Genomic DNA, 22,795 nt, shown 5'->3' on the forward strand with positions numbered 1-22,795 from the left:
GTCTTACATCAACCCCGATTAAATCGACAGATGAATGATGCTTTTACCTTAAGGGGACTATAGCAAACTTACTCGTATTTTTCTTTCTAGCTTTGAATAATCATTTATAATCCGCTATCGCCCAGCAGCCCCATCACTAAGCCCTTGATTAAATGAGCTAATGATTGAAGGATCACTAATCACATAGATTGCGAAAACGACAATAAGCGCTACCAGCAAGCTTCTCACTGGGTATTTCTTAATTATGTTTATTGTTTTATTGAGCATTAACGTGTGCCTTACCTTTTATATTTAAATTAATGTGCCAATAATTAAAACGGCGTCTGAGATCCAATGGACATAGATGCCGCTCCGTAAAGTATTGGCAGATCGCCATGAAGCAGTTATTGGATAACGCGTAATACCGACGATTAAAGGATAAATCCAGTTGAAATGATAATGTGGAAGGTGCAGACACGCAAATACGATGCACCCCAATACATTGATAATCGGCCACGCATATTTTTTTAGTTGTGTTTGCGATAATAAGCGAATCAACGGAAGTGAAATAGAGGCCATTCCGACTTCCTCACCAACTAGTGATACTAGTAGCGTGAAGGCTATCCATACTCTTTCAATTAAAGGATAATCTCGCCCAGTTGAACTAGTTGTCAATGTTGTATTGTGAAATGACAATAAAGCATGCGAATTAATGATAGCTATAACCACAATCGCAGTGACTTCCAGAACAAGCAATAAAAGCACATACTTAACTACTATGCGCCACTTTGGCGAGGGTAACGGTTGAAAAAACAGTTTTAAGTTAGAAAAACCATATAGCATGACTAAACTAATTATTCCGGCTGTAAGCATTGCTAACCAATCAAAATAAATATTAAGAAAGATCGCACCCATATAACCAGCCACAAAGAGCACTAACACTAGCGGGTAATATTTTTCTTTGAAATCAATTTCTATCACTTATTATAATCCCTTGAACCACCAAGCACGGCCCGTTCAACCGCGCCAAACGCATAACCAATAGCGTATCCAATTCCATTTTTACGACTCCGACGGCCACCAGAAATATTCTTTTCAGCGTCAGCAGTTAATTCTTCAAATTCATTTAAAACAGTTAATTTAATTTTCATAATATACGCTCCTTAATTTAAGTCCATTTATTAACGACGGATTGCTCTGCCAGCTTCGCCATCATAAAATCCTTTTCTTAAACTAGACCAGAAATTTTTCCAAGCGCCTCCCCCAACAACCCCGTTCAACTTATTATTAGAAATAGGTGCAAATGCATCTACTACATCCAAATCCTTAATCATTTTGTTCACAGTCATACCTCTCCCTTTACTGTAGCAGTTAAAAATGGTTCTATGCGCTACGTATTTTTAATGCACTTATTAATATACGCTACAATTTAAAAAAAATTATTTTAAATTTGTTATCGTACTATTTAATCGATTTAACGTAACTTGAAAGTTGAATGTCTGACGATCCCATAACATTAATGGGATTATTTTTGCTATGACGAATTGTTAAATTAAGTGCAATATTTTACCAAAGAAAACTTCACTTGGCCTTTTTCATTTCAAGCTCTTACGTGGCGATTATTTAAATCTATGACTAATGTGATAATTCCTTGATTGTTGAGGTCGTTTAAAGTAGTTCTTTTTTGGAAATGTGTTCGCAAATCAAGTCGTTGGTATTTCGTTAGTTTTGCGGTGTGGTGGTCTGGGCGCGAAGTTAAATGGGCTCAGGCGTCATGGTAATTGCTTAGTCGGTTCTAACATGATCTCTCATACACCGGTTATAAAAAAGCTATTCATCTTGCCGGTCAGATGGGCACAACACATCGGACTGGAGAAGAAAATTCAACACCTAGATTTTGGCGGAAATTAATGGCCGCTTGGATACCATAATTTTGAGCCTAGGAGATTGAATGGCGAAGCTAGACTGGAATCTTTGCGTGTTGACTTTAATTGTTGGTTAAACGTCTATTTTCGTGGTATCGATGAATTATTGTACGATAATATCTAAAAATATTACGTTTATAAAAATATCGTACAATGATTCGACTAAGCGGTATATTAAAAGCGTAGAGAGAGTGATATCAAGCAGTTCGATTGAATTGAATGAAAGCGATTTCTTGTGTGTGAGTCTATATTAAAAATAATTGTTGTTTAGAAAGCAGTGGGAAGATGCTTGAAAGAATTACAGGATTTATTATTATATGTTTTGCTATTTGGCAAATTTATACTGCCTATTTAGCATTTAAACAGGTAAAGCAGGTTGGCAACAAAAGTACTTCACCCTTTATTGCGTTGGGTGTCTGGTCAGGATTATCTTTTGGTATTTTGATGGTTGCGTTTGGAATTGCATTGGCATTTAATGCGATTTGATGATATTCACTGAAGGGGGATGTTTGAAATGGAAAATTTAAAGTTGCATTTCAAATGTATATCGTGAAATGCAAACGGGACTTAGATGTTTATCAAAAGTTGAATGCTTTAAGGAGGAAATGCAATTATGAAAAGTTTAGATAAAATTGCCGGGTTAGGTATCGAAATGGCAGAAAAAGATTTGACTACCGTTGAAGGTGGAAAAAACTATTCTAAGACATGGTGGTACAAGAGCCTTACATTGCTGGGAAAGGTAGCAGAGGGAACTTCGAGTGCATGGCATGGTTTAGGTTAAAAATAACAGCTATTAGGAATTAGCAAAATAATGATGGACTAGTCAATAGTGAAATGATTGGTTCATCATTATTTGATTGTATTCAGAAAGAACAATTAGGTGGGACGGTGTTGTATCATGATTAAATTTAAAGAACGGGGAAATGTTTCATTTAGCAATTTCAGGCTGAAGGAGCATCAGTGTGATTATGAACCGATTATTGGATTAATAATGGTTAAAAATCAAGAAAGGCGGATACTGCAAACGCTAGAATCAATTGTGAACATCTGTGATCAAATAATAATGGTTGATACAGGCTCTAGCGATAACACTGTTGCAATTGTAGAAAGTAATTATAACAGTGTGTTAATAAAGCATGTAGACTGGAAAGAAGATTATGCAGCCATGAGAAATAAATGTCTAACCTTTGTTCCAAATGATACTTGGGTTTTGTTTGTAGATTCTGATGAAATATTTTCTAAAGAATATAATTCAGAAGAAATAAAATCCTTTTTATATGAAGTTGATAAAAGATTCCCAAATCAAGACAAAATTTGCACAGTAAAGCAGATGCAACCGGATCGCCCAACATATGTTCGTCCGGAACGTTTTGTAAAGAAAACGGAGACCCTTTATTATTTTGGATATGTGCATGAAGAACCTAGAACTAAAAGAACAGAAAAATTAGTGAAAATTGACACTGATTTAGAACTCATGAACAATGGATTAACAAAGGGAGAATATGCAAAGTTTAATAAGCAACAACGATATGCGATGCTCTTGAAAAAAAACATTGCTTTAGAACCTGATAATCCACGTTGGACAAGCTTAATTTCACCAATTGATATTCAATTAGGGCTGTTTGAACATGACAAGTATGTAGAGAAGCTGAAAAAAGAGATTCTTAAAGATATTCATGGTGATATCACTGAAAATAATGTGAAACAAGGTGAGTATCTTAATTACTTGTTGGAACGATACTGCATTGAGCTAGTGCATTCAGAAAACATGGAACTAGCCAGTAAGTACATTAAGTTTAGTAAAAAGAAATTTCCCTATGACGTAACTTTTATAGTTTTAGAAATGACTATTTTCTTTACGAGTTTAGAACAAGCAAGTTTGAGAGAGCTTAAAAAGATTATCGATTTTACTAACAATACGGATTTTAATATTATTGACAGTGAATCAGAGGGGTCCGAAGATGCACTTAGCGCTGTTGTAATCAAACTTTTACTGTTAGTCGAAAAGTTTGATCAGGCAAAAGCAGTTTATAAAACTATCAGCGATCCAATTGCCAAGGAATTATTGAATGATGAAAAGAAAATTTTAGAATCCTAAGTAGGATGTTCTTAAAGTGGGGATTTTGTATTGAAAAATAACGATATAATAACTAAAATTGCGATTTGTTTTGTTCTTGTACCTATCGTGTTGATAGTTTTACCATATCTAATTAGTCCGATAATTTCCGAAAAGTATGGACAAATGACAGTGGATTTAATTATTTTTTTGGTTGCAATAGTTTTGAGTCAAAATATCTGGCATATAAAGATAAGCTTTTTAAGCTTAAAGAAGCCTTTGAGTCAATTATGCCAGTTAATACCGAGCATTTTATTTTTGTTATTTACTCGATTTAGCACACTTAGCTCAATGTCTTTTCGCTTGATAGATGCACGAATCATACTGACGGTACTATTTATTGCATTGGCAGAAGAAAGTGTGTACAGAGGCCTATTAATTCCGTTAAGCTTAGTTTTCACAAAAAACAAGCAATATACGGCCATTGTTATTAGCGGTGTAGGTTTTGCGTTGGCACACTTGGTCAATATCGTAAATAGTCCCTGGTCGATAGTTATGCTTCAAATGCTGATTGTTTTTGCAAGTGGTCTGCTTTGGGGAACTTTATATTTAAAAACTAACAATTTGTCGCTAACAATTATGTTACATTTCTTAGATGACTTACCGTTGTTCTTAATGAAAGAAACCTCTGAGCTTGTTACACCTACCCGCCCTCAATTAATTTCTGCAATAATGGCGTATCTAATAGTTGTGGGAATAATTGGAATAATAACATTTTTACAAGTTGAGGGATTACATTTATGGAAATTGAAAAAGTGATTTATGAAAGACTATAAATAGTATACAATTTTATTATTACTTAATTATGTGACGTGGTTATTTTTAATGATTTATAAATCTACTAGGGGGATGTGATTGAAAAATTGCATTTCCCTAATTTGATTTTTTAATGTGTTTTGTTAATTGATGCTTTGAAAATCAAAATTGTGCTAACCCTGTTCCTAGAGATAATAAATTTTTTCTGTCGGAATTTAATGTTTATTATAGGCACTCATAAATATAAATTGTTAAATTGGTTGTATTTTGATTTACAATCTCTAATCATTTTTCGTCTAAAACTAAGTTAATGATGAAATTGAGAATTTGTGCTGTTAAGAATGGAGTGAACTAAAATGAAATCCTACAATATGAAATTGAACCGCGATTTTTATAAAGCATATTCTTTTTGGCTAGGGGTGTTAGCTGTGATTGGTCTTGTAGGAGATGTTTTATTAAAGTACAATACCGCGGTTAGCCCGTGGATAATGATATTAATTGCAATCTATTTATTTTTGAGAGCCTTTACAAGTAAGAGAAAATAAATATTATTAACGGTATTTTTGGCATTATTTAAATTTACTTAGAGGAAATGATTTGAACTTGTTCACGAAAAATATATTAATCTAAGTACAGTACTAATGGGAGTTTATCTTGAATTCTTTAGCGCTACACTTAAGTTAATGTTATTTTATCCTCTAAGTATGTTCAAAGTAATCAAGATCTATTCAAAATAGTGACTTTGACATTCATCAAATATTGATTGATAGCATAGTTGGAATTTCATGGTGATTCACGTTTGAATTTAAAAAATGTACGTTAATAGAAATAATTCCTCCGTACTTCAAAAACACATTATCCTAAAAGCGAGGTGATTATTATGAAAATTCAAATTAAAGGTATGAAGCAACTTAGTAATAAGGAAATGCAAAAAATAGTAGGTGGAAAGAGTAGTGCGTATTCTTTGCAGATGGGGGCAACTGCAATTAAACAGGTAAAGAAACTGTTTAAAAAATGGGGATGGTAATTGATTTATTGAATAACTGTTTTTCAAGTTATATTTCGTATAGATGGCGTAAGGTGGGGCATTTTTAAAGAGTCACAACACTTGAAAAGAAGACTATAAAATGATAATTTTGCTGATAAAGTAAACTAATAATCATTATTTTAGAATAGTTAGATAATGATCGAATAAAAAATACTTTAGAGGTAGTAGCTTGGTTGAAATCAGTATCTTCGATAGCGTTATTCAATCGTTTTTCATTTATCTTGGCATTATCTTGGTATATAACTTCATCTTCAGTAATACGAACATTAAAAGAATCATTTATTCGTTGATTTTATTACTAGTGCTGTCCTTAGTAGGAGCTATCTTGGATGACACTACATCGCTAATTTTGGTTTTGGGGGCAATTATTAAGGAAAAGTGCCAACCAAAAATAAATTATTATCATCTAAATGTATTCTTAATGTTGATTTCTAGTCAGATAGTAATTTTAGCTTTGGCTTCTTATTTAAGTAGAGGATTTCTGTATATCTACTTAGATGCCGATAAAATTTCTGGCTTGTCGGAGTATGGTGATTTATTCATTGGTATTGAAATTATTGTGATGTATATTATCGGATTTTTGGTGTTCAATCTTGTGTACAAAATGGTGAGACGATACACAGGCTCGTTTGATATAAGTGATGACGAAAGAATAAATAGGCATCTATTCATTATATTGTTAGCTTTCTTTGGATCAATAGAAATGTTGTTATTTATTAGCAACTTTCAAGGTGTAACAGCTACAATTCAACTAACTTTACTGTTGACATTTGTTTTGATGCTTGGGCTTATTAGTTGGCAAACATTAGAAACGATTAGAGTATATGCTTGGCAAAAAAAGATAGCAGCTGAAAAATTGCAGAATAAGCAATTAAATGATTATCTTAAGAGTGTTGAGCATCAATATCTAGAATTAAGAAAATTTAAACATGATTATAAGAACCTAATTGCTAGTTTAAATACTCAAGATAATATAAGTGAAATTAAGGATTATTTGACCGACTATACCCAGAGCGGAGAATTCAGAGCAAGCCTAAATGACGGTAGCATTGCAAGTGTTCAGCATCTGAAGAATGAGATATTGCGCGGGTTAGTTGTACAGAAGTTTTTTTATGCGAAACAGTGCGGGGTTAAGTTGACGATTGAAATAGCTAACACTGACTTTATTCTCAGTCATGGTGTTACAGTGGCTGTACGTATTATTGGTAATTTATTGGATAATGCCATTGAGCAAGCCCAAAAAATGACTGATAAAATAGTGACAGTAGCTTTTAATGAAATTGATAACACCGCTGAAATTGCCATTAGTAATCCTATCGATTCAGATTTTAATCAGCATCAGATTTTTGAAACTGGTTATTCAACTAAGGGTAGTAATCGTGGCTTAGGTCTGACTAATGTGCGGGATCTTGTTGAACAGCAGAAGGGTTTCTATATGGATATTGAAACCAAGAAAAATTATGTCACAATGACGTTAATTGTTACGGAGGATAAATAAGTGTTTCCAATTTATTTATTAGAAGATAACGAGGCCCAAAGAGTAGAGTATATAAGTATTATAAAGAATATAATCATGATTAAAGAATATGATATGCAGTTGGTGGTGGCGACAGGAGATTTACAAGAGTTAATGAATAATGTTATGAATTCTAAAGAAGGGCTGTTTTTCTTGGATATGGAAATTGGGGAACAAACTCAGGCCGGGTTGAATTTAGCAGATGAAATTCGGCAGCAGTTACCTTGTGCACAAATTGTATTTATTACAACTCATGAAGAGTTATCTTTTTTGACACTGGAGCGGCGGATTGCACCGTTGGATTATATTTTGAAAGAACAAGGCCTTGATGATATTAAGCAAAAAATAGTTAAGGATATTGATGCAACTCAAACTATTCTCAAGACAGAAACTGTGCAGCATAAGGATATTTTAGGTTATAAAATCGGAACGCGTTTCTTTTCAGTTCCTATTAATGATGTTATTATGCTGAGCACTAATAAAGAACGACCGGGTAGTATTAGGCTGACTGCCAAAAATAAAGTGGCAGATTTTCCAGGTAATTTAAATAGTTTTGAAAATAAATACTCACAATTTTTTAGGTGTGATAAAAGTTCATTGGTAAATATAGATTATGTTGATAGTTATGATTATCAAAAAAAAGAGCTTACCATGATAGATAACATTAAGTGCAGTGTTTCGTATAGAAAGTCTCGGGAGCTTAACAAAATATTGAAAAAGAAATAGGAAACTTATCTTTTATAGCCAGGGCAATGAATCGTAGTATCTTGTTTTGAGATAGACTGCTTTTCATGGTAAGAGCAAGCAAACAATTATATTTTTGACAATTTTGGAGGAAGAATGATTGTTTCCAATTTATTTATACGAGGATAATGCTGAGCAAAGAGATAATTATTGTAAGACCGTCAATAATACAATTATGATTAATGAGTTTGCAATGGAGCTTAGGGTTGCAACGGATGATCAAAAAATAATTCTAGCAGATTTGAATCAACAACAAGATGGCCTTTTCTTTTTGGATATGGAAATTGGTGAGGACAAACAGACTGGACTTGAATTAGCCAGTCGAATTCGGGCAACGATACCATTGGCTAAAATAGTTTTCATTACAACACACGATGAGCTATCGTTTGTAACTCTGGAACGGCGGATTGCACCGTTGGATTATATTTTGAAAGACCAGTCTGCTGACCTAATTACGCAAAGGATTATTAAGGACATCAATGTAGTACAGAACGAATTAAAAAAGACTAATAGTCAGCGCAAAGATGTTTTTAACTATAAGTTAGGAACGCGATACTTTTCACTCGCATTAGATGATGTGATTTTGTTGAGTACATCTAAACTGCGTCCGGGCAGCGTACAACTCCATGCTATTAATAAGGTTGCTGAGTTCCCAGGAAATTTAAATGCGCTCGAAGAAAAGTATCCGCAATTTTTCCGATGCGATAAGAGCTCGCTGGTAAATTTAAATCATTTGCGAAGTTTTGACTATAAAGAAAAAGAGTTGTTGCTCGACGGTGAAATTAGGTGTAAGGCTTCGTTTAGAAAGTCGCGGGAATTGAATAAGTTGTTGAGAGACAACTAGTTTTTTAATATTATTTAGAGCTTCTGTCAGTGTTATTTGACAGGGCTCTTTTGTTATGAATATGAAATCTGATTATATAATATAGGCGCTGAAGATAGTTGGAGTAGGGCTCTAATTGTGATCTTATGAGTATTAAAATGACTAAAAAGTAAGCACAGTACTCGATCGTAAAGTATATTAGCATAGCGTTAAGACGTGAAATTTAGCTAGCGATATGACTAGCTCTTAGCGTAACCCAAAACTTCAGAGATAATTGAAATTGTAGTGCTGCAAACAATAATTTATAGGAATTCAGAATGGATGATTACTCGTCTATTTTATCTTCAATATTTAGGATACTCAATAACTTCCAATGCTTAGAGGATAGGATAAACGTAGCAATGCCAATGAATAAAATATTTAGAAAGAGCCCCTTTAGAAGAGCTTCCATTGGCCCGTTAATGGGTGATTGAGTTGGGTCAATACCTTGAGAATAGAAACTAGAAAAATCTATCAACCAATGGACACTAATGGCAGCCAGTAAGCTTCCGGTTTTTAAATAGATTGCTGCAAGTAAAATACCTAACCCAATAACATAGAGAACCTGACACAATACTGACCATACGGGCTGTGATAAAAGGTTGACCAAATGCATAGCCGCAAAAATAAGCGAAGCAGTCATCATCGAAGCGATGGTGGCCTGCAATGTGGCAAATTTTTTAAGGTTTAGTGCTAAAAGCGTTCTGAATATCATGCCACGAAAAGCGTATTCTTCAGTTATCGCTACAATCAACGAAAGTAATAATGAGATTAAAAATTGATACATGTGGTTTCGAAAGAAAATAAGTAGAAATATTATTGCTAGGCTCAAAGGCAGACTATTCTTCTTTAATATTGACATGATATTAACGGGTAGCCAGTGGATAGGTTGCTTAACATATCGCCTATTCAGAATGATTATCGCGATTAATATAATAGATTCAGTTAATATGAATTGAAAGGGTCCGTCTTTTATTCCCATAATATCAGTCAAAGGATTCATTAAAAAGAGCACTATTAGGTAGTAAATAGCTGTGATTATTACTTTTATTAATGGCATAGTTAAAATTCCCCCCATATAAACTAAAAAGGCTGAGCACTGCAGGCCCAGTCATAAATCGAGTGCTTTCTTATAGTGCTTAAACTTGATGGCTTGAACTATCCGTGGATGAATCCTCGGACAGCGCTAATGACCCAGTCGGCAGGCCCAACAGCACTTTTATAATTATTCCGAACGCCACGCGCGCTATAGGCATGGAAAACGCCACCTGAAATAGCATTTAATTCACGGTCACGCAAAACTAGAAATTTTTTCATAATTGTTGATCTCCCCCAAGAAAATTAACGAATACTTTTCAAAATACCACGAATGCCTGCAACTGAACCAATTGCATCAACAACATGTCGAACACTTTTACCAAAGTTATAACCGCCCCGATTAAAACCACCAGATATTTTGGCAAGCTTTTTTTGCGGCAACCTGGAATATTGTAACTTCTCAAACTGTAGCATAAATAATCCCCCTTGTATGATGTTATTTGGAACAAATTTAGTTTAATTTATTTTTTTACCAGATTGTTGAAAAAATTATAAAAGTAAAAAAACGTTCTCTTAACGTCAAATACCAATGTTAGCTAGTTGATGTTTAACCGTTAAGCCTGATGAGGACATTTATCATAAAATTATGTACGTTAATAGATAGTTGGCATACGATAACATTTGTTAGCCCATAATTAAATAGATACCGATACTTAATAATTGGTGAGGGGAGTACAAGTATGCATTGGAGAAACTATGTTGCGCAAGTTGACGAGATGGACTGTGGGGTCGCAGCTTTAGCAATGATTTTGAAAAATTATGGTTCGACAACATCATTGGCCTATCTAAGAAATATTGCTAAAACGAGTTTAGAAGGGACTACGGCATTAGGATTAGTAAAAACGGCCGAAAAGTTAGGTTTTGAAACCAAAGCAATTCAAGCAGATATGAGTCTTTTCGAGGTACAAGATTTACCATTGCCATTCATTGTGCATGTTACCAAAAATGGGGATCTACAGCATTTTTATGTCGTTGTAAAAACCTCGAAAACGCATGTCGTGATTGCTGATCCGGACCCAACAGTTGCGGTTATCAGTATGTCAAAGGAACGGTTTGAAAGCGAATGGTCCGGAGTTGCCCTTTTCTTTGCACCGAAGTCGGAATATAAGCCAGTTAAGCAAGATAAGGGCTCACTATGGGGATTTATTCCAAGCTTATTAAAGCAGCGCCGACTGGTTATTAATATTGTGCTTGCTGCAGTTTTAATCACGATTATTAGTATCTGTGGGTCTTATTTCTTACAAGCGGTGATTGATACTTATATTCCCAATAATATGCACAGTACATTGGCAGTGGTGGCCATTGGTCTAATCGTTTTTTATACCTTTCAGGCTATCTTTACTTATGCCCAGAATTTTTTTATTGGCGGTTTTAGGTCAACGACTTTCGATTGAAATTATTTTAGGCTATATTCGGCACGTCTTTGAATTGCCAATGAGTTTTTTTGCCACTCGGCGGACGGGGGAAATTGTTTCGAGGTTTACGGATGCCAGTAAGATTATTGATGCGTTAGCTAGCACAATTGTTTCGCTGTTTTTAGATGTCAGCATCGTTATTATTATGGGGGCAATCTTGGTAATCCAGAATATGACACTTTTTTGGATTACGTTACTCTCGTTGCCAATCTACGCGGTTGTCATCTTAGCCTTTAATAAATCCTTTGAACGATTGAATCAAAAGGAAATGGAGAGCAATGCTATTTTGAGTTCAGCCATTATTGAGGATCTTCATGGGATTGAAACTGTTAAGGCGCTGAATGGTGAGACGGAACGTTATCAGAAAATTGATTCAGAATTTGTTGATTATCTACGTAAGAGTTTAGCCTATCTTAAAGCGGATACTTTGCAACAGGCATTAAAACTGTTTATACAGTTAGTCTTAGAAGTTGTTGTTCTATGGGTGGGCGCCAATCTCGTCATTCATAATCAGTTATCAGTTGGGGAGCTCATGACATATAATGCTTTATTAGCCTATTTTGTTAATCCACTACAGAATATTATTAATTTGCAGACTAAGCTTCAAAGCGCTAAGGTCGCTAACAACCGGTTAAATGAAGTGTATTTGGTCGCTAGTGAATTTGAGGCGTCACGGCCAATTCATAATGAAAGTCAATTAAATGGTGATATTAAGTTACAAGGGGTCAGCTATCGTTATGGTTACGGTGAAAATGTCTTAGATGATGTTAATTTGACGATTCGACAACATGATAAGGTTGCAATTGTGGGGATGAGTGGCTCTGGCAAGTCCACGTTAGTTAAATTGCTTATTGATTTTTATCAACCAAATAGTGGTGATGTCATATTGAATGGCTTCAACGTTAAGAACATCGATAAGCATACATTGCGGACCCATATTAACTACATCCCGCAGGAACCATACATCTTTTCAGCGACCATTGAAGAAAATTTAAGATTAGGTAATCGCAGCGGTATTACTGAGAAAGATATTGCGAAGGCTTGCCAATTGGCGTTAATTGATACGGATATTAATAAAATGGCCATGCAATACCAAACTAAGCTAGATGAGAATGGTAATACACTATCAGGTGGTCAGCGACAACGATTAACGATTGCGAGAGCGTTATTATCACCCGCTCAAGTCTTGATATTTGATGAGTCGACGAGTGGACTGGATGCAATTACTGAAAAACAATTAATTGATAATTTAGTGGCAATGACTGACAAGACGATTATTTTTATTGCCCACCGGTTGTCGATTGCAAAGCGGACGAATCATATCATCGTTCTGCATGATGGTCGGGTCGCTGAAGAGGGGACCCATGCGGCATTGTTGAATGAACATGGTTACTATTACGACTTGATCAATAGCTGAGGGGGGAACTGAATAATGAGAAAAGACCTGCTCGAAAGTGGCGAGTTTTACGGGATTCGGTTTCAAAATTTTTCAACATTACTAATTATTCCAGTGACGCTATTGTTAATTGGTACGATTCTGTTTTCACTCGTAGCGAAGCGCGAGATTGTTATTAATGGTACCGGAACTGTTCAACCGACCGGAACGGTTCCGGTGATTCAAGCGACTGTCAATAGTGCCATCAAAAAGAATTATTTAGTTGAAGGTGCGCGAGTGAAGAAGGGTCAAAAGCTATTAGTTTATACTAACGTTTTTAATCGCAATAAATTACGCGAAGATAATGTCAGCAAACGGCAATTGCAACGCCAAGTAACAGCCTTGGATCATTTTAAAGATGGCATCAATACTGACAGTGATGTTTTTCCAACGACCGATGAATTTGGGTACCGAGAACTATTGCAAAGTTATTTAAAACAGCGTCAAATCTATTTAACAGAGAATCAAATGTTGGCAGCGAAATCGAGCGCTGCTAGTACTAAGAAAGCCACGCTAACGAAGACCGCGCAACAAGTGGTATCAAATACTAAGACCAATCTGGATGCTTATCAAGCCTTATACAATGCGGTGGCTAATGGTAGCAAGTATGCCAATAGTGCCAAGTATGGGTCTGTTTTTAATGAGTATGTCGCTAAGTCAAAGGAGGCCAACAACGCAAACGATAAAAAAGAAGTTAAATCTGCAACGTTAGCAGACATTCAACAGCAGATAGATACGCTTCAGGATTCGTTGTCCTCAGCTAAAGTGCAGTTAGAAGAATTACAAGACTTTGATGATACGAAGTACAGTGTTGAGACTAACAATACCAAATTAGCCATGTTAAAGAACGATCAGTTAAGCGAAGTCGCTGAGAAACGAATGAAAGCCGAGCAAGATTTACGGACCGTGAAAGCAGATATTGATAGCTTAACGACACAATCAAAATCTTACACGATCAAGGCAACCAAAGCCGGCGTCCTACACGTTGCAGACAATTACCGTGGTGCAAAGTACGTTAGTTCAGGAGCTGAAATCGCTAAAATTTTACCGATAATCAAGCAACAACGGCGAGTGAACGTTAAGCTATATATTTCGACGGCAGATATTTCTTCCGTTAAAGTCAAACAAGCCATTAGATTCAAAGTCACGCGGAACGTACCGAAGCCAATTATTTTGGACGGTGTGGTCACAAAGATTGGGGTCTCACCAGTCGAGGAGAGTAAAGCGACTTTTTATGAAGTGACAGCGGCCGTTCCGATTACAGCCGATCAGGCACAGTTACTACGCTACGGGATGATTGGGCAAACGGCGATTATTACGGGCAAGGTGACTTGGTTTGATTATTATAAAGATAAGGTGCTGGATAATAATTGATGATTGACCATCAGTACTAACTGACTAAATATCACTGTGGTAAAGTAAAGTTATCTAGAAGCACATATATCATACGAAAGAGGTAAGTAATGGCACACTCAAATAAACAATTCATCATTAACCTAGTCATTGCCAGTCTAATCAGCTTAGCATTGGTGAGTTTTAGTATGGCACCGGCGTATCTTTTCCTAATTAAGAATAATTGGCTCATGATCACGATTGGTTTTGTAATCTATGCCTTGGAAGCTTGGGGGCTATATTGGCTTTATCGGCATACAGCACGAGTTAGGCAATTACCAAGTCGCGACGTTGAAGTCCCGGGTGAACATTGCACAATTAGGGACTGTGATTATTGCGATGCTGACAATGGTCGTGCTCATTATTGTTGATCTTAAATTGGGCGCGATGCTAAATATTCCCGAGACCAGCAATTCCAGGTCGTTGGCATGGATGCTCGGTGAAGCACCGCTTCCCATGATTGTTTCGGTCGTGATATTTTCCCCCATCTGTGAGGAATTGATTTTTCGCGGTATCTTTTTCAGCTACGCGTTAACGAATCAGTATAATCACCGTAATTATCAGATGATTGCGGTTGTTATTAATAGCTTAATATTTGCAAGTGTCCATGTTGATGCAAATTGGGAGCCGTGGATTTATTATACGTTAATGGGGAGCATCTTGGGGACAACTTATTTGTTGGCTAAGCGCGATATTAGAATGAATATTCTGGTGCACATGGGGACTAATTTGGCAGTTTTCGCGTTGGCGGCTATGAGTTAACGTTGTGGATAAAAATTAAAACATAAGAATTAGTTTATCCACAGGGGATAACTTGGGAGGCTTGGTATGGTTGCTCGATTGATCAGGGTATTTGGTTATGTGTTAGCGGGTTTAGGGCTATTTATATTCATTCAATTACCGGTGTTAGCGGATGGCTATTGGAATTGGTGGGGTGAACGCCCGCAACAAATCAACATCGGTTATCATTGGGTAGCATTAGTCGTTTTAACCGTTGGTGTTGCGGTCGTACTAGTACGTTGCTATCACCATTATTTTGAGATGCCAGTCCTGTTAGGGCCTTTTTCTTGGTCAATGATGGGGCTGACTGCTTTAGTGGCAGTGGTGGTCGTGGTGATTCAAATGGGGATAAGTGGTCTGCTAGTCAGTCCAACTGAAACACAAAATGATGAAATCATGGCACTGATCCACAGTCCATTGGGGTTATTAACATTAGTGTGCACAAACATCGTTAGCCCCGTACTCGAAGAATTACTTTTCCGTGGAATTGTTCAAAATACGCTGCGACGATACTTGCCAGTATTGGGCGCGATTATACTGACAAACGCAGTATTCGCACTCGGCCATGGTTATCAGTTAGCCAGTACGGTGGGCATCTTCATTACAGGGTGCGGTTTTTCATGGTTAGTACTCAAAACAAAACAACTGAGTACCGCAATGGGATGTCATATACTGGTGAACTGGCTGGTCACACTTATTAACATGATGTGGGGATAAGTTTCAGTTAGTGATATCCGGTCAAACCGCAAGTTGTGGATTAGGTACCATTGGGGATAATTATCAAGAAATGAATGTGAAGGAGCATGGTACATCAAAACGTCAAATTTATTAGTAGATTACTACTTGCCAGTTTATTGGCAGCAATCGTGATGGGTCTTAGTACGGCGCCCATCGATATTTTAACACTCAAGTATAACTGGATAACGGTGGCGATCTTCTTGGTCGTCTACCTGTTTGCAATTTATTTATTCTATCGAATTTATCTGGAATCAGTTACTAATAATCATTTTAAGATTACGAAAATAGCTGCTAAGCCGAGCGCGCGTCAATTAGTGATTACGGTACTGGCAATGGTGGTCATGCTGATTTTGGCAGCGGTGCAAGTTAAATTTGTTAGTGATGCTGTCTATTCAATCGCGGAGAATGTTGCTGACTTGCAAGCATTGTCTCAGCGCTCACCGATATTGATGGCGTTGGCCCTGGGTGTTTTTGCACCGATTTGTGAGGAATTAATTATTCGCGGCAATTTCTTCAGTTATGCGCTGGCGGAACGTTTTGATCAGCCACGATACCAACTAGTTACCGTTATTGTTAACGGCGTGTTGTTTGGTCTACTGCGTGGCGGTTTTAGTTGGGTGCAGTTGTCATACTATACGGTTATGGGTCTCGTACTCGCGGCAACCTACATATTATCTGGCCGGGATATTCGAGTCAACAGTGTCGTGCACGTCACAGCTAATCTGGGCCTCATGCTAATGGCATGAGGCCAGATGGACTTGGCAAGTAACTTGAGTGGGTTGATTTAAAAGCCCGTTAGTGAACATTCTAGTTACGATTGTTTGGATGGAGTGGATGAAATGTTACAGAAGAATTTACGGTTTATTGGTAATTTACTAATTGTGAGTGTGTTGAGTGTCATTATTGTCAATATCAGTTCCTTACCCGTGTATATTTACTTGATTACGGCCAATTGGTTTACACTGTTAGTTAGCTTCAGTTTATATGCCGTGATTATCGTTTTCTTGTACAACATCTATAAGACGACCGCGGAATTGCGGCAATTTGATTTTCGACCGTGGCGAACGCGGCTAAATAAACGGGCCTTGCTACTCATGGTGATCGGCGCAGTCATTATCGTGGCGCTTGCTTTTGGCTATGCTAAGCTGACGGCGGTATGGCACATCACTGAATCGGGTAATGAACGTGCATTAGATTTACTGTTGCGGAAAAATCCGGTAGCGATGACACTCGATGCCGTCATTTTTGGACCAATCGCTGAGGAGCTGAGTTTCAGGGGCTTTTTCTTTAGTTACGTCTTGTCAGACCAATATCTTGACCGGGAGTACCAAGCGGCTACCATTGTTATCAATGGGCTTCTTTTCGGTTATCTGCATAGCGGAAATAGCTTGGTGCCATTAGCATATTACACGCTATTCGGCATGGTGCTGGGGACCATCTACCTATTATCTAAGCATGATATTCGTGTGAATAGCGTGACACATATGTTAGCAAATCTGGGGATACTCTGGTTGGTTCCTAGCTAAAATAGTTACTTTGGATTATGCTAAAGTGAACAAGGTAACAGGTAGTAAGAATATTGTGAATACGGTGATAAAAATACAAAGTTGGTTCTGAAAACTGTAATTGATGGATATGTGATATCAGAAGGAGTTTGGTAAGTATGGATGAAATTATATCGTTTGAATTCTCTAATGGTTCGAAAATTTTAGATAGTAATATCTATGAATATAAAGTAGGTAAAGAAAGCGTTACTAAAATAGACTTGCCGGATAGCAATGGATTTGTGGCTGTTCATAAAGATAATAATAAAACAGAGTATATTAAGGCTCTATATATGAAATTTTGCACAGATAGCCATGTTTAAAAATGGTCAAGCATTAGTTTCGTGATAACGAAAAACGACTGGAAGTAGCTAGCGTAATACCGCTGGGCTACTTCCAGTCGTTTTTTAATTCCAGTTATACTCGTACCTGATGTTCAATCGTAAATAATGTCGGGTCCAACTGGGCAATTAGTGGGGAGACATCACCGATGCTGAGCAATGTCAAGTGGTGCATCGCTCGTGACGCAATCGTATATAAGATGCCAACTGAATCCGCATCGGGATAATTGGTAGCGGAGACATCGTATGCGACCACCGCGTCAAATTCTAACCCCTTTGCAAGGTAGATTGGCATAACAATCACGCCTTGTGGCATGGTACGGTCGCTATCGGCCATCAACGTTGTTACTGTATAGCGCTTCAGGTATTGGTAGACCTGCTTGCTTTCTGCTAAATCTTTAGTTAGTACGGCAACGGTGTTAGTTGCCTTGAGCTGATGTTCAACTTCGCTACGCAGACTGCTGAGAGCGGCGTCTTCGCCATAGCGAATCATGACCTTAGGTAAATCGCCTTTACGTGTGAACGCTTGAATCTGGTCGCCGTCGGGTAATAGCGCTTTAGCAAAGTTCGTAATCTGTTCGGTTGAACGGTAGCTCTTATTCAACGTAATCAAGTTCGCCCGTCGGACATTGAAAGCATCCTTGAGGCGTTCCAGTAATTGCTGTGGTAACTCAATCCCCTTGAATAATGCTTGTTCACTGTCACCTAACAGTGTGAACTTAGCTAGTGGGAACGCGTGCTTGATATATAACAGTTGTGCTAGCGAATAGTCTTGCATCTCATCGACAAAGATATATTGCATCCGCCGGTTCTGACCACTGCCAGTTAGGACATCGCGTAATAACAATAGTGGCGCGCAGTCAACCAGAGCAATCCGATGGTACTCAACGGCGGCCTGGTAAGCGGCAATTCGTTGTTGCCATTGGTCAGACGTCACGGTAGTGGGCCAATCAACTTGCGCTAAGAAATCGTTATATTGTTCATAGGTGTCTAAGAAGTAACCATTATAGATCGCATCGTAGACTTGCCGCAGTCGTTTGGTCACGATTTGCTTACCAATATAGAAGACTTCATCGTCGAGTGATTGAAAATCACCGCGGCGCTTGGAACCTAATAAGTCGTGGTAAGCTTCGTCGCTCAATTGGTCAATGATATCATTGACCCAGTCAGCTTGGGCTTCATCGTCAATGCGATGCTTTAAGCGTTTAATCAAAGTGTTCTTGATTGCTAGGAAACGGTCAGCTGGTTGCATCGCTGCTGGTAAGGCCGTCGCAATCTTTGTAATGACCTCTTTAGCGAAGAAGATTTCGCCATTAAAGACGATGTTGGTGAAGCGTAATTGGTCGGCTGGTAGCTGATGGCAATATTGATCGACTTGGCGCATAAAGTCGGCGCTTTCTTGAAAATCGCGAATTGCCGGTGTCAGTTGTTCACGCTGGCGGTCACTTTCGTAGCGCTCAAAGAGGCTTTCAACGGTTAGGCCTTGAAAACGTGCACTGAGAAATTCGGCAAGCGTGACTTGACGCATATTGCGCTCCCCTAAACTAGGTAAGACTTCGGAGATGTAGTGACTGAATAAGCGGTTGGGCGAGAATAATACCATTTGGTCCGCTTCTAGGGAAGCCCGTGAGTGGTAGAGCAGAAAAGCGATCCGTTGTAAAATGGCGGACGTCTTTCCAGAGCCGGCAACCCCTTGGACAACTAGTAAGTCACTAGTGGTGTCACGAATAATATCGTTCTGTTCTTTTTGAATGGTTGCTACAATATTTTGCATGTAGGCATCATTTTGTTCTCCAAGGACGGCCTGCAAGATTTCGTCACCGACCGTTTCATTCGTGTCGAACATATTCTTGATCTGACCATGATTAATCTGGAATTGGCGTTTCTTGATCAGCTCGGTCGTCTGTTGCCCGGCCGGCGTTTGGTACTGGACCTGGCCCAGAGTACCATTGTAGTAGACTGAGGAAATCGGGGCGCGCCAGTCGTAAACTAAGAAATTCTGTTCAGCGTCGACAAATGAGGCGGTGCCAATGTATAAACGTTCGGCTTCCTCGTCGGGACTATCTTGAATATCAATGCGCCCAAAATAGGGTGAGTTACTAAGATCTTTCAAGACACCGACTTGCCGTTTCAAGATGGCTTCGGATTCCACGGCGCGTTCAACCATTTGCTTTTGTTGTTGCAGTTCCGCGTTCGTTTCAATCCGGTCATCGACTTCAAACGTGTTGACGGAATTATTATCACCATAGTTTTTCTGAATGACATCGGTTTCGTGATGAGCCTTTGCCAGCAAGTCGTCGGTCTGTTGTGCCCGTTCTTTAACTTGCTCGATGACTCGATCAACCCGTTGTTGTTCGCGTTGTTGCTCTTGATCTGATGTTGCCACGTAGAGGGCCTCCCGTCTGATAATCGTCTAAATCGCTTGAACAATTTTAGGCGGGTTTAGGGATGATGTCAATCAAAGCGCCTGCAAATTCACTGATTTATCAGTAATTGTTGTGAAATGTGATTATGAGTGGCACTAAGGCGTGCTAGCCAACGGTGGGCAAGTTCGGCAGCCTTACGATGGCAAGGCTGAAACTTGCAACCTCTGACTATTTATTCTAATATGATTTTAATCATTCTAATAAAGTGGGTGGAACGAATGCGTGTCGCACTAGCACAACTTAATATTCAGTTTGGAGATCCGGATGCCAACTACGAGCAGATTGAAGTGGCCATTCAACGGGCAGCTGAACAAACTGTTGACGTGATCGTCTTACCGGAGATGTGGAATACCGGTTATGCGTTAACTCGCCTGAATGTCTTGGCGGATGATGATGGGCAGCGAACGTTACAATTACTCAGCAAGTTAGCTCGGCAGTGTCGCGTCAACATTGTCGGTGGCTCAGTCGCGGTCGCTCGCGATGGGCATTACTATAATGAGATGTTAGTCGTCGATCGTCAGGGACAGTTACTGAGTCGTTACGATAAAGTCCACCGGTTTGGGTTAATGGCGGAAGATCGTTATATTACCGCTGGTGAGACCGAGAATGTTTTTGAACTCGACGGAACTGTTGCGATGGGGGCAGTTTGTTATGACATTCGTTTCCCAGAATGGCTTCGTAAACAAGCAGCTCGTGGCCCCCAAGTGATTTTTGTCAGTGCTGAGTGGCCGACAGTGCGGCAGATGCAATGGCGGCTATTACTGCAAGCACGTGCGATTGAAAATCAAGCATTCGTGGTTGCGGTTAACCGCGTTGGCAGTGATCCTGATAATCAATTTGGTGGTCAGTCACTAGTTATTGATCCGCTCGGCCAAATTGTGGCTATCGGTGGTGCCCATGCCCAGTTGATTACGGCCGAGCTTGATTTAACACAAGTTGACCAGGTTCGTGGTCAGATTCCAGTGTTTGAAGACCGGCGCCCGGAATTATACTGAAGCGTAAATGGGGACTGGGGCTGGGAGCACTTAACTGAATTTTAATGGTGTTGAAGGAACGCCCGCTTGAATTTCGATGGGCTTAAACGTGGAAATGACGGTCGGTATGATGAAATGGTAGCGGCTAGTTAGCGCGAATGATGCCCAGAATTTATTTTGACACGGTCAGGTATAACCAGTACACTAGAACTAATTAATCGTTGAAGAAAAGAACAGTAAGGCGTCCAATAACAGAGACCTAGCGCGTGCTGAAAGCTGGGGCGGACTAATGAATTGGCTTTTTGGAGATTCGGTGAACACCGGGGACCCACCCTTATCGGTCAATGAGTGGCAGAGACAAGCTTTCTGCAATTTAGGTGGTACCACGGTGATGCGTCCTAATTAACTAGTATTAGTTGATCAGGCGCTTTTTTAGTGCCAATAGAAAGGATGAATACAATGACAAAAAAAGTGATTTTAACGGGTGATCGCCCCACTGGTAAGCTGCATATCGGGCACTATGTCGGTTCATTACGTAACCGGGTCGCATTACAAGATTCTGGGGACTATGACTCATATATTATGATTGCGGATAACCAGGCGTTGACGGATAATGCGCATGATCCCGAAAAAATTCGTAAAAGTTTATTACAAGTTGCGATGGACTACTTGGCAGTGGGAATCGATCCCCAAAAGTCAACGATCTTAGTCCAGTCTCAAATTCCAGCATTAACTGACATGATGAATCAATACTTGAACTTAGTGACGGTAGCGCGCTTGAATCGTAACCCAACTGTGAAGACGGAAATCAAGCAAAAAGCTTTTGGTGAAAGTGTTCCTGCCGGTTTCTTTGTTTATCCAGTCAGTCAGGCCGCTGATATTACGGCTTTCAAGGCGACGACCGTTCCCGTTGGTGACGATCAAGAACCAATGCTCGAACAGACCCGTGAAATCGTACGGAGCTTCAATAAGACTTACCAAACTGACACGTTGGTCGAACCTGAAGGCTACTTCCCACCAAAGGGCTTGGGCCGAATCCCTGGACTTGACGGCAATGCCAAAATGAGTAAATCACTAGGAAATGCGATTTACCTTTCTGACGATGCCGATACTTTGAAGAAGAAAGTCATGTCCATGTATACCGATCCTGATCATATTCATATTGAAGATCCGGGTAAGGTCGAAGGTAACGTGGTCTTCACGTATCTTGATATTTTCGATGAAGACAAGGCCAAGGTCGCAGACTTGAAGGCCGCCTACCAACATGGTGGCTTGGGTGACGTTAAGATTAAACGCTACTTGATGGACGTGTTGGACGGTGTATTGCGGCCAATCCGCGAACGGCGTGCAATTTACGAAGCTGATCCAGCTCAAGTCTTACAAATTTTGAAGGATGGTACAGCGAAAGCGAACGTGGTCGCTGACCAAACGTGGCGTGAGATGCAAGACGCCATTGGAATTAATTATTTTAAATAAATCATGGTAGAAAAAAGTGCAACTGACCGTCGGATGTGTGAAGACGGTGAGTTGCACTTTTTTGTAGACCCTTAATATATGGGGCTTTCCGGTAAATTAATAACGATGGCCCAACGCATCACGGTTGCGAATTAAAAAGAAAAGGCAGACTAAATTGAAAATTAGGCTGATTTCGTTTGCTTTCTTACATGAATGATTGTAAAAAAGTGCTTGTTAAAATAAGTTTTTGG

23 protein-coding genes and 1 pseudogene are annotated in these 22,795 nt (G+C 38.8%); 17 read left to right on the plus strand and 7 right to left on the minus strand.

The window, feature by feature from the left end; all coding sequences use genetic code 11:
* Nucleotides 1-291: 291 nt before the first annotated feature.
* Genes MZO41_RS06570 through plnJ form a run of 3 tightly spaced genes read right to left on the minus strand, consistent with a single transcriptional unit; the run spans nucleotide 292 to nucleotide 1,328 of the window.
* Nucleotides 292-960 carry a bacteriocin immunity protein gene (locus MZO41_RS06570; RefSeq protein WP_003641971.1) on the minus strand — a complete coding sequence of 223 codons (669 nt, stop codon included), beginning with the start codon at nucleotides 958-960 and terminating at the stop codon, nucleotides 292-294.
* Complete coding sequence (gene plnK / locus MZO41_RS06575) at nucleotides 957-1,130, minus strand: two-peptide bacteriocin plantaricin JK subunit PlnK (protein WP_003641972.1); 174 nt, start codon at nucleotides 1,128-1,130, stop codon at nucleotides 957-959. The genes MZO41_RS06570 and plnK overlap by 4 nt, the downstream gene beginning before the upstream one ends.
* Before the next feature lie 30 nt (nucleotides 1,131-1,160).
* Nucleotides 1,161-1,328 (minus strand): two-peptide bacteriocin plantaricin JK subunit PlnJ, encoded by a 168-nt coding sequence (plnJ, locus tag MZO41_RS06580; RefSeq protein ID WP_003641973.1) that lies wholly within the window; start codon nucleotides 1,326-1,328, stop codon nucleotides 1,161-1,163.
* An 861-nt stretch (nucleotides 1,329-2,189) separates the two neighbouring features.
* Between plnJ and MZO41_RS06585 the strand changes: the two genes are divergently transcribed.
* From MZO41_RS06585 to MZO41_RS06620, 8 genes are all read left to right on the plus strand, one after another.
* Complete coding sequence (locus MZO41_RS06585; RefSeq protein WP_003641974.1) at nucleotides 2,190-2,390, plus strand: bacteriocin immunity protein; 201 nt, start codon at nucleotides 2,190-2,192, stop codon at nucleotides 2,388-2,390.
* A 127-nt stretch (nucleotides 2,391-2,517) separates the two neighbouring features.
* Nucleotides 2,518-2,685, plus strand: a complete 168-nt coding sequence (locus MZO41_RS06590; RefSeq protein ID WP_003641975.1) for a bacteriocin — start codon at nucleotides 2,518-2,520, stop codon at nucleotides 2,683-2,685.
* A 117-nt stretch (nucleotides 2,686-2,802) separates the two neighbouring features.
* A complete protein-coding gene (locus MZO41_RS06595; RefSeq protein ID WP_003641976.1) occupies nucleotides 2,803-4,002 on the plus strand; it encodes a glycosyltransferase family 2 protein in 1,200 nt (399 codons plus the stop codon).
* Between the two features lie 30 nt (nucleotides 4,003-4,032).
* Entirely contained in the window at nucleotides 4,033-4,779 is a 747-nt protein-coding gene (locus MZO41_RS06600) for a CPBP family intramembrane glutamic endopeptidase (RefSeq protein ID WP_003641977.1), read from the plus strand.
* 877 nt (nucleotides 4,780-5,656) lie between these two features.
* Nucleotides 5,657-5,803 (plus strand): bacteriocin, encoded by a 147-nt coding sequence (locus MZO41_RS06605; RefSeq protein WP_003641979.1) that lies wholly within the window; start codon nucleotides 5,657-5,659, stop codon nucleotides 5,801-5,803.
* A 346-nt stretch (nucleotides 5,804-6,149) separates the two neighbouring features.
* Entirely contained in the window at nucleotides 6,150-7,322 is a 1,173-nt protein-coding gene (locus tag MZO41_RS06610) for a sensor histidine kinase (protein ID WP_223843867.1), read from the plus strand.
* Complete coding sequence (locus MZO41_RS16980) at nucleotides 7,323-8,066, plus strand: LytTR family transcriptional regulator DNA-binding domain-containing protein (protein WP_011100999.1); 744 nt, start codon at nucleotides 7,323-7,325, stop codon at nucleotides 8,064-8,066.
* 118 nt (nucleotides 8,067-8,184) lie between these two features.
* Nucleotides 8,185-8,928, plus strand: a complete 744-nt coding sequence (locus MZO41_RS06620) for a response regulator transcription factor (RefSeq protein ID WP_003641982.1) — start codon at nucleotides 8,185-8,187, stop codon at nucleotides 8,926-8,928.
* A 304-nt stretch (nucleotides 8,929-9,232) separates the two neighbouring features.
* On the opposite strand, the gene MZO41_RS06625 is transcribed toward MZO41_RS06620, so the two are convergent.
* From MZO41_RS06625 to plnE, 3 genes are all read right to left on the minus strand, one after another.
* A complete protein-coding gene (locus MZO41_RS06625; RefSeq protein WP_225351141.1) occupies nucleotides 9,233-9,733 on the minus strand; it encodes a CPBP family intramembrane glutamic endopeptidase in 501 nt (166 codons plus the stop codon).
* 371 nt (nucleotides 9,734-10,104) lie between these two features.
* Entirely contained in the window at nucleotides 10,105-10,263 is a 159-nt protein-coding gene (gene plnF, locus MZO41_RS06630; protein ID WP_003643811.1) for a two-peptide bacteriocin plantaricin EF subunit PlnF, read from the minus strand.
* A gap of 24 nt (nucleotides 10,264-10,287) precedes the next feature.
* Nucleotides 10,288-10,458 carry a two-peptide bacteriocin plantaricin EF subunit PlnE gene (plnE, locus tag MZO41_RS06635; RefSeq protein WP_003641985.1) on the minus strand — a complete coding sequence of 57 codons (171 nt, stop codon included), beginning with the start codon at nucleotides 10,456-10,458 and terminating at the stop codon, nucleotides 10,288-10,290.
* Nucleotides 10,459-10,724: 266 nt separating this feature from the next.
* Between plnE and MZO41_RS06640 the strand changes: the two are divergent.
* The 7 genes and pseudogenes from MZO41_RS06640 to MZO41_RS06670 all read left to right on the plus strand — a co-directional run bounded on the left by MZO41_RS06640 (nucleotide 10,725) and on the right by MZO41_RS06670 (nucleotide 17,671).
* Nucleotides 10,725-12,876 (plus strand): annotated as a pseudogene (locus tag MZO41_RS06640) (peptide cleavage/export ABC transporter).
* 15 nt (nucleotides 12,877-12,891) lie between these two features.
* The gene (locus tag MZO41_RS06645) at nucleotides 12,892-14,268 is read left to right on the plus strand and encodes an HlyD family secretion protein (RefSeq protein ID WP_003641987.1); all 1,377 of its coding nucleotides are present in this window, start codon (nucleotides 12,892-12,894) and stop codon (nucleotides 14,266-14,268) included.
* A gap of 234 nt (nucleotides 14,269-14,502) precedes the next feature.
* On the plus strand, nucleotides 14,503-15,048 hold the full coding sequence (locus MZO41_RS06650) for a CPBP family intramembrane glutamic endopeptidase (RefSeq protein WP_003641989.1): 546 nt from the start codon (nucleotides 14,503-14,505) through the stop codon (nucleotides 15,046-15,048).
* Nucleotides 15,049-15,114: 66 nt separating this feature from the next.
* Nucleotides 15,115-15,783 (plus strand): CPBP family intramembrane glutamic endopeptidase, encoded by a 669-nt coding sequence (locus MZO41_RS06655; RefSeq protein WP_003641990.1) that lies wholly within the window; start codon nucleotides 15,115-15,117, stop codon nucleotides 15,781-15,783.
* 86 nt (nucleotides 15,784-15,869) lie between these two features.
* A complete protein-coding gene (locus MZO41_RS06660; RefSeq protein ID WP_003641991.1) occupies nucleotides 15,870-16,550 on the plus strand; it encodes a CPBP family intramembrane glutamic endopeptidase in 681 nt (226 codons plus the stop codon).
* A 93-nt stretch (nucleotides 16,551-16,643) separates the two neighbouring features.
* The gene (locus MZO41_RS06665; protein ID WP_003641992.1) at nucleotides 16,644-17,330 is read left to right on the plus strand and encodes a CPBP family intramembrane glutamic endopeptidase; all 687 of its coding nucleotides are present in this window, start codon (nucleotides 16,644-16,646) and stop codon (nucleotides 17,328-17,330) included.
* A 137-nt stretch (nucleotides 17,331-17,467) separates the two neighbouring features.
* The gene (locus tag MZO41_RS06670; protein WP_003641993.1) at nucleotides 17,468-17,671 is read left to right on the plus strand and encodes a hypothetical protein; all 204 of its coding nucleotides are present in this window, start codon (nucleotides 17,468-17,470) and stop codon (nucleotides 17,669-17,671) included.
* A gap of 94 nt (nucleotides 17,672-17,765) precedes the next feature.
* Here the strand turns inward: MZO41_RS06670 and helD are convergent, their stop codons facing one another.
* A complete protein-coding gene (gene helD / locus MZO41_RS06675) occupies nucleotides 17,766-20,075 on the minus strand; it encodes an RNA polymerase recycling motor HelD (protein ID WP_003641994.1) in 2,310 nt (769 codons plus the stop codon).
* A gap of 258 nt (nucleotides 20,076-20,333) precedes the next feature.
* Between helD and MZO41_RS06680 the strand changes: the two genes are divergently transcribed.
* Both MZO41_RS06680 and trpS read left to right on the plus strand, forming a co-directional pair.
* Nucleotides 20,334-21,110 (plus strand): carbon-nitrogen family hydrolase, encoded by a 777-nt coding sequence (locus tag MZO41_RS06680; protein ID WP_003643814.1) that lies wholly within the window; start codon nucleotides 20,334-20,336, stop codon nucleotides 21,108-21,110.
* A 438-nt stretch (nucleotides 21,111-21,548) separates the two neighbouring features.
* Nucleotides 21,549-22,565 (plus strand): tryptophan--tRNA ligase, encoded by a 1,017-nt coding sequence (trpS, locus tag MZO41_RS06685; RefSeq protein ID WP_003643815.1) that lies wholly within the window; start codon nucleotides 21,549-21,551, stop codon nucleotides 22,563-22,565.
* Nucleotides 22,566-22,795 lie beyond the last annotated feature (230 nt).

It is taken from the genome of Lactiplantibacillus sp. C232 (assembly GCF_023806725.1).
In the GTDB taxonomy this organism is placed as follows: domain Bacteria; phylum Bacillota; class Bacilli; order Lactobacillales; family Lactobacillaceae; genus Lactiplantibacillus; species Lactiplantibacillus plantarum.

Bases quoted from the DNA above. Each gene is read 5' to 3' on its own strand.
- plnK (WP_003641972.1), bottom strand. From the start codon at position 1,130: ATGAAAATTAAATTAACTGTTTTAAATGAATTTGAAGAATTAACTGCT.
- plnJ (WP_003641973.1), bottom strand. From the start codon at position 1,328: ATGACTGTGAACAAAATGATTAAGGATTTGGATGTAGTAGATGCATTT.
- MZO41_RS06585 (WP_003641974.1), top strand. From the start codon at position 2,190: ATGCTTGAAAGAATTACAGGATTTATTATTATATGTTTTGCTATTTGG.
- MZO41_RS06590 (WP_003641975.1), top strand. From the start codon at position 2,518: ATGAAAAGTTTAGATAAAATTGCCGGGTTAGGTATCGAAATGGCAGAA.
- MZO41_RS06595 (WP_003641976.1), top strand. From the start codon at position 2,803: ATGATTAAATTTAAAGAACGGGGAAATGTTTCATTTAGCAATTTCAGG.
- MZO41_RS06605 (WP_003641979.1), top strand. From the start codon at position 5,657: ATGAAAATTCAAATTAAAGGTATGAAGCAACTTAGTAATAAGGAAATG.
- MZO41_RS06625 (WP_225351141.1), bottom strand. From the start codon at position 9,733: ATGTATCAATTTTTAATCTCATTATTACTTTCGTTGATTGTAGCGATA.
- plnF (WP_003643811.1), bottom strand. From the start codon at position 10,263: ATGAAAAAATTTCTAGTTTTGCGTGACCGTGAATTAAATGCTATTTCA.
- plnE (WP_003641985.1), bottom strand. From the start codon at position 10,458: ATGCTACAGTTTGAGAAGTTACAATATTCCAGGTTGCCGCAAAAAAAG.
- MZO41_RS06645 (WP_003641987.1), top strand. From the start codon at position 12,892: ATGAGAAAAGACCTGCTCGAAAGTGGCGAGTTTTACGGGATTCGGTTT.
- MZO41_RS06650 (WP_003641989.1), top strand. From the start codon at position 14,503: ATGCCTTGGAAGCTTGGGGGCTATATTGGCTTTATCGGCATACAGCAC.
- MZO41_RS06655 (WP_003641990.1), top strand. From the start codon at position 15,115: ATGGTTGCTCGATTGATCAGGGTATTTGGTTATGTGTTAGCGGGTTTA.
- MZO41_RS06660 (WP_003641991.1), top strand. From the start codon at position 15,870: ATGGTACATCAAAACGTCAAATTTATTAGTAGATTACTACTTGCCAGT.
- MZO41_RS06665 (WP_003641992.1), top strand. From the start codon at position 16,644: ATGTTACAGAAGAATTTACGGTTTATTGGTAATTTACTAATTGTGAGT.
- MZO41_RS06670 (WP_003641993.1), top strand. From the start codon at position 17,468: ATGGATGAAATTATATCGTTTGAATTCTCTAATGGTTCGAAAATTTTA.
- MZO41_RS06680 (WP_003643814.1), top strand. From the start codon at position 20,334: ATGCGTGTCGCACTAGCACAACTTAATATTCAGTTTGGAGATCCGGAT.
- trpS (WP_003643815.1), top strand. From the start codon at position 21,549: ATGACAAAAAAAGTGATTTTAACGGGTGATCGCCCCACTGGTAAGCTG.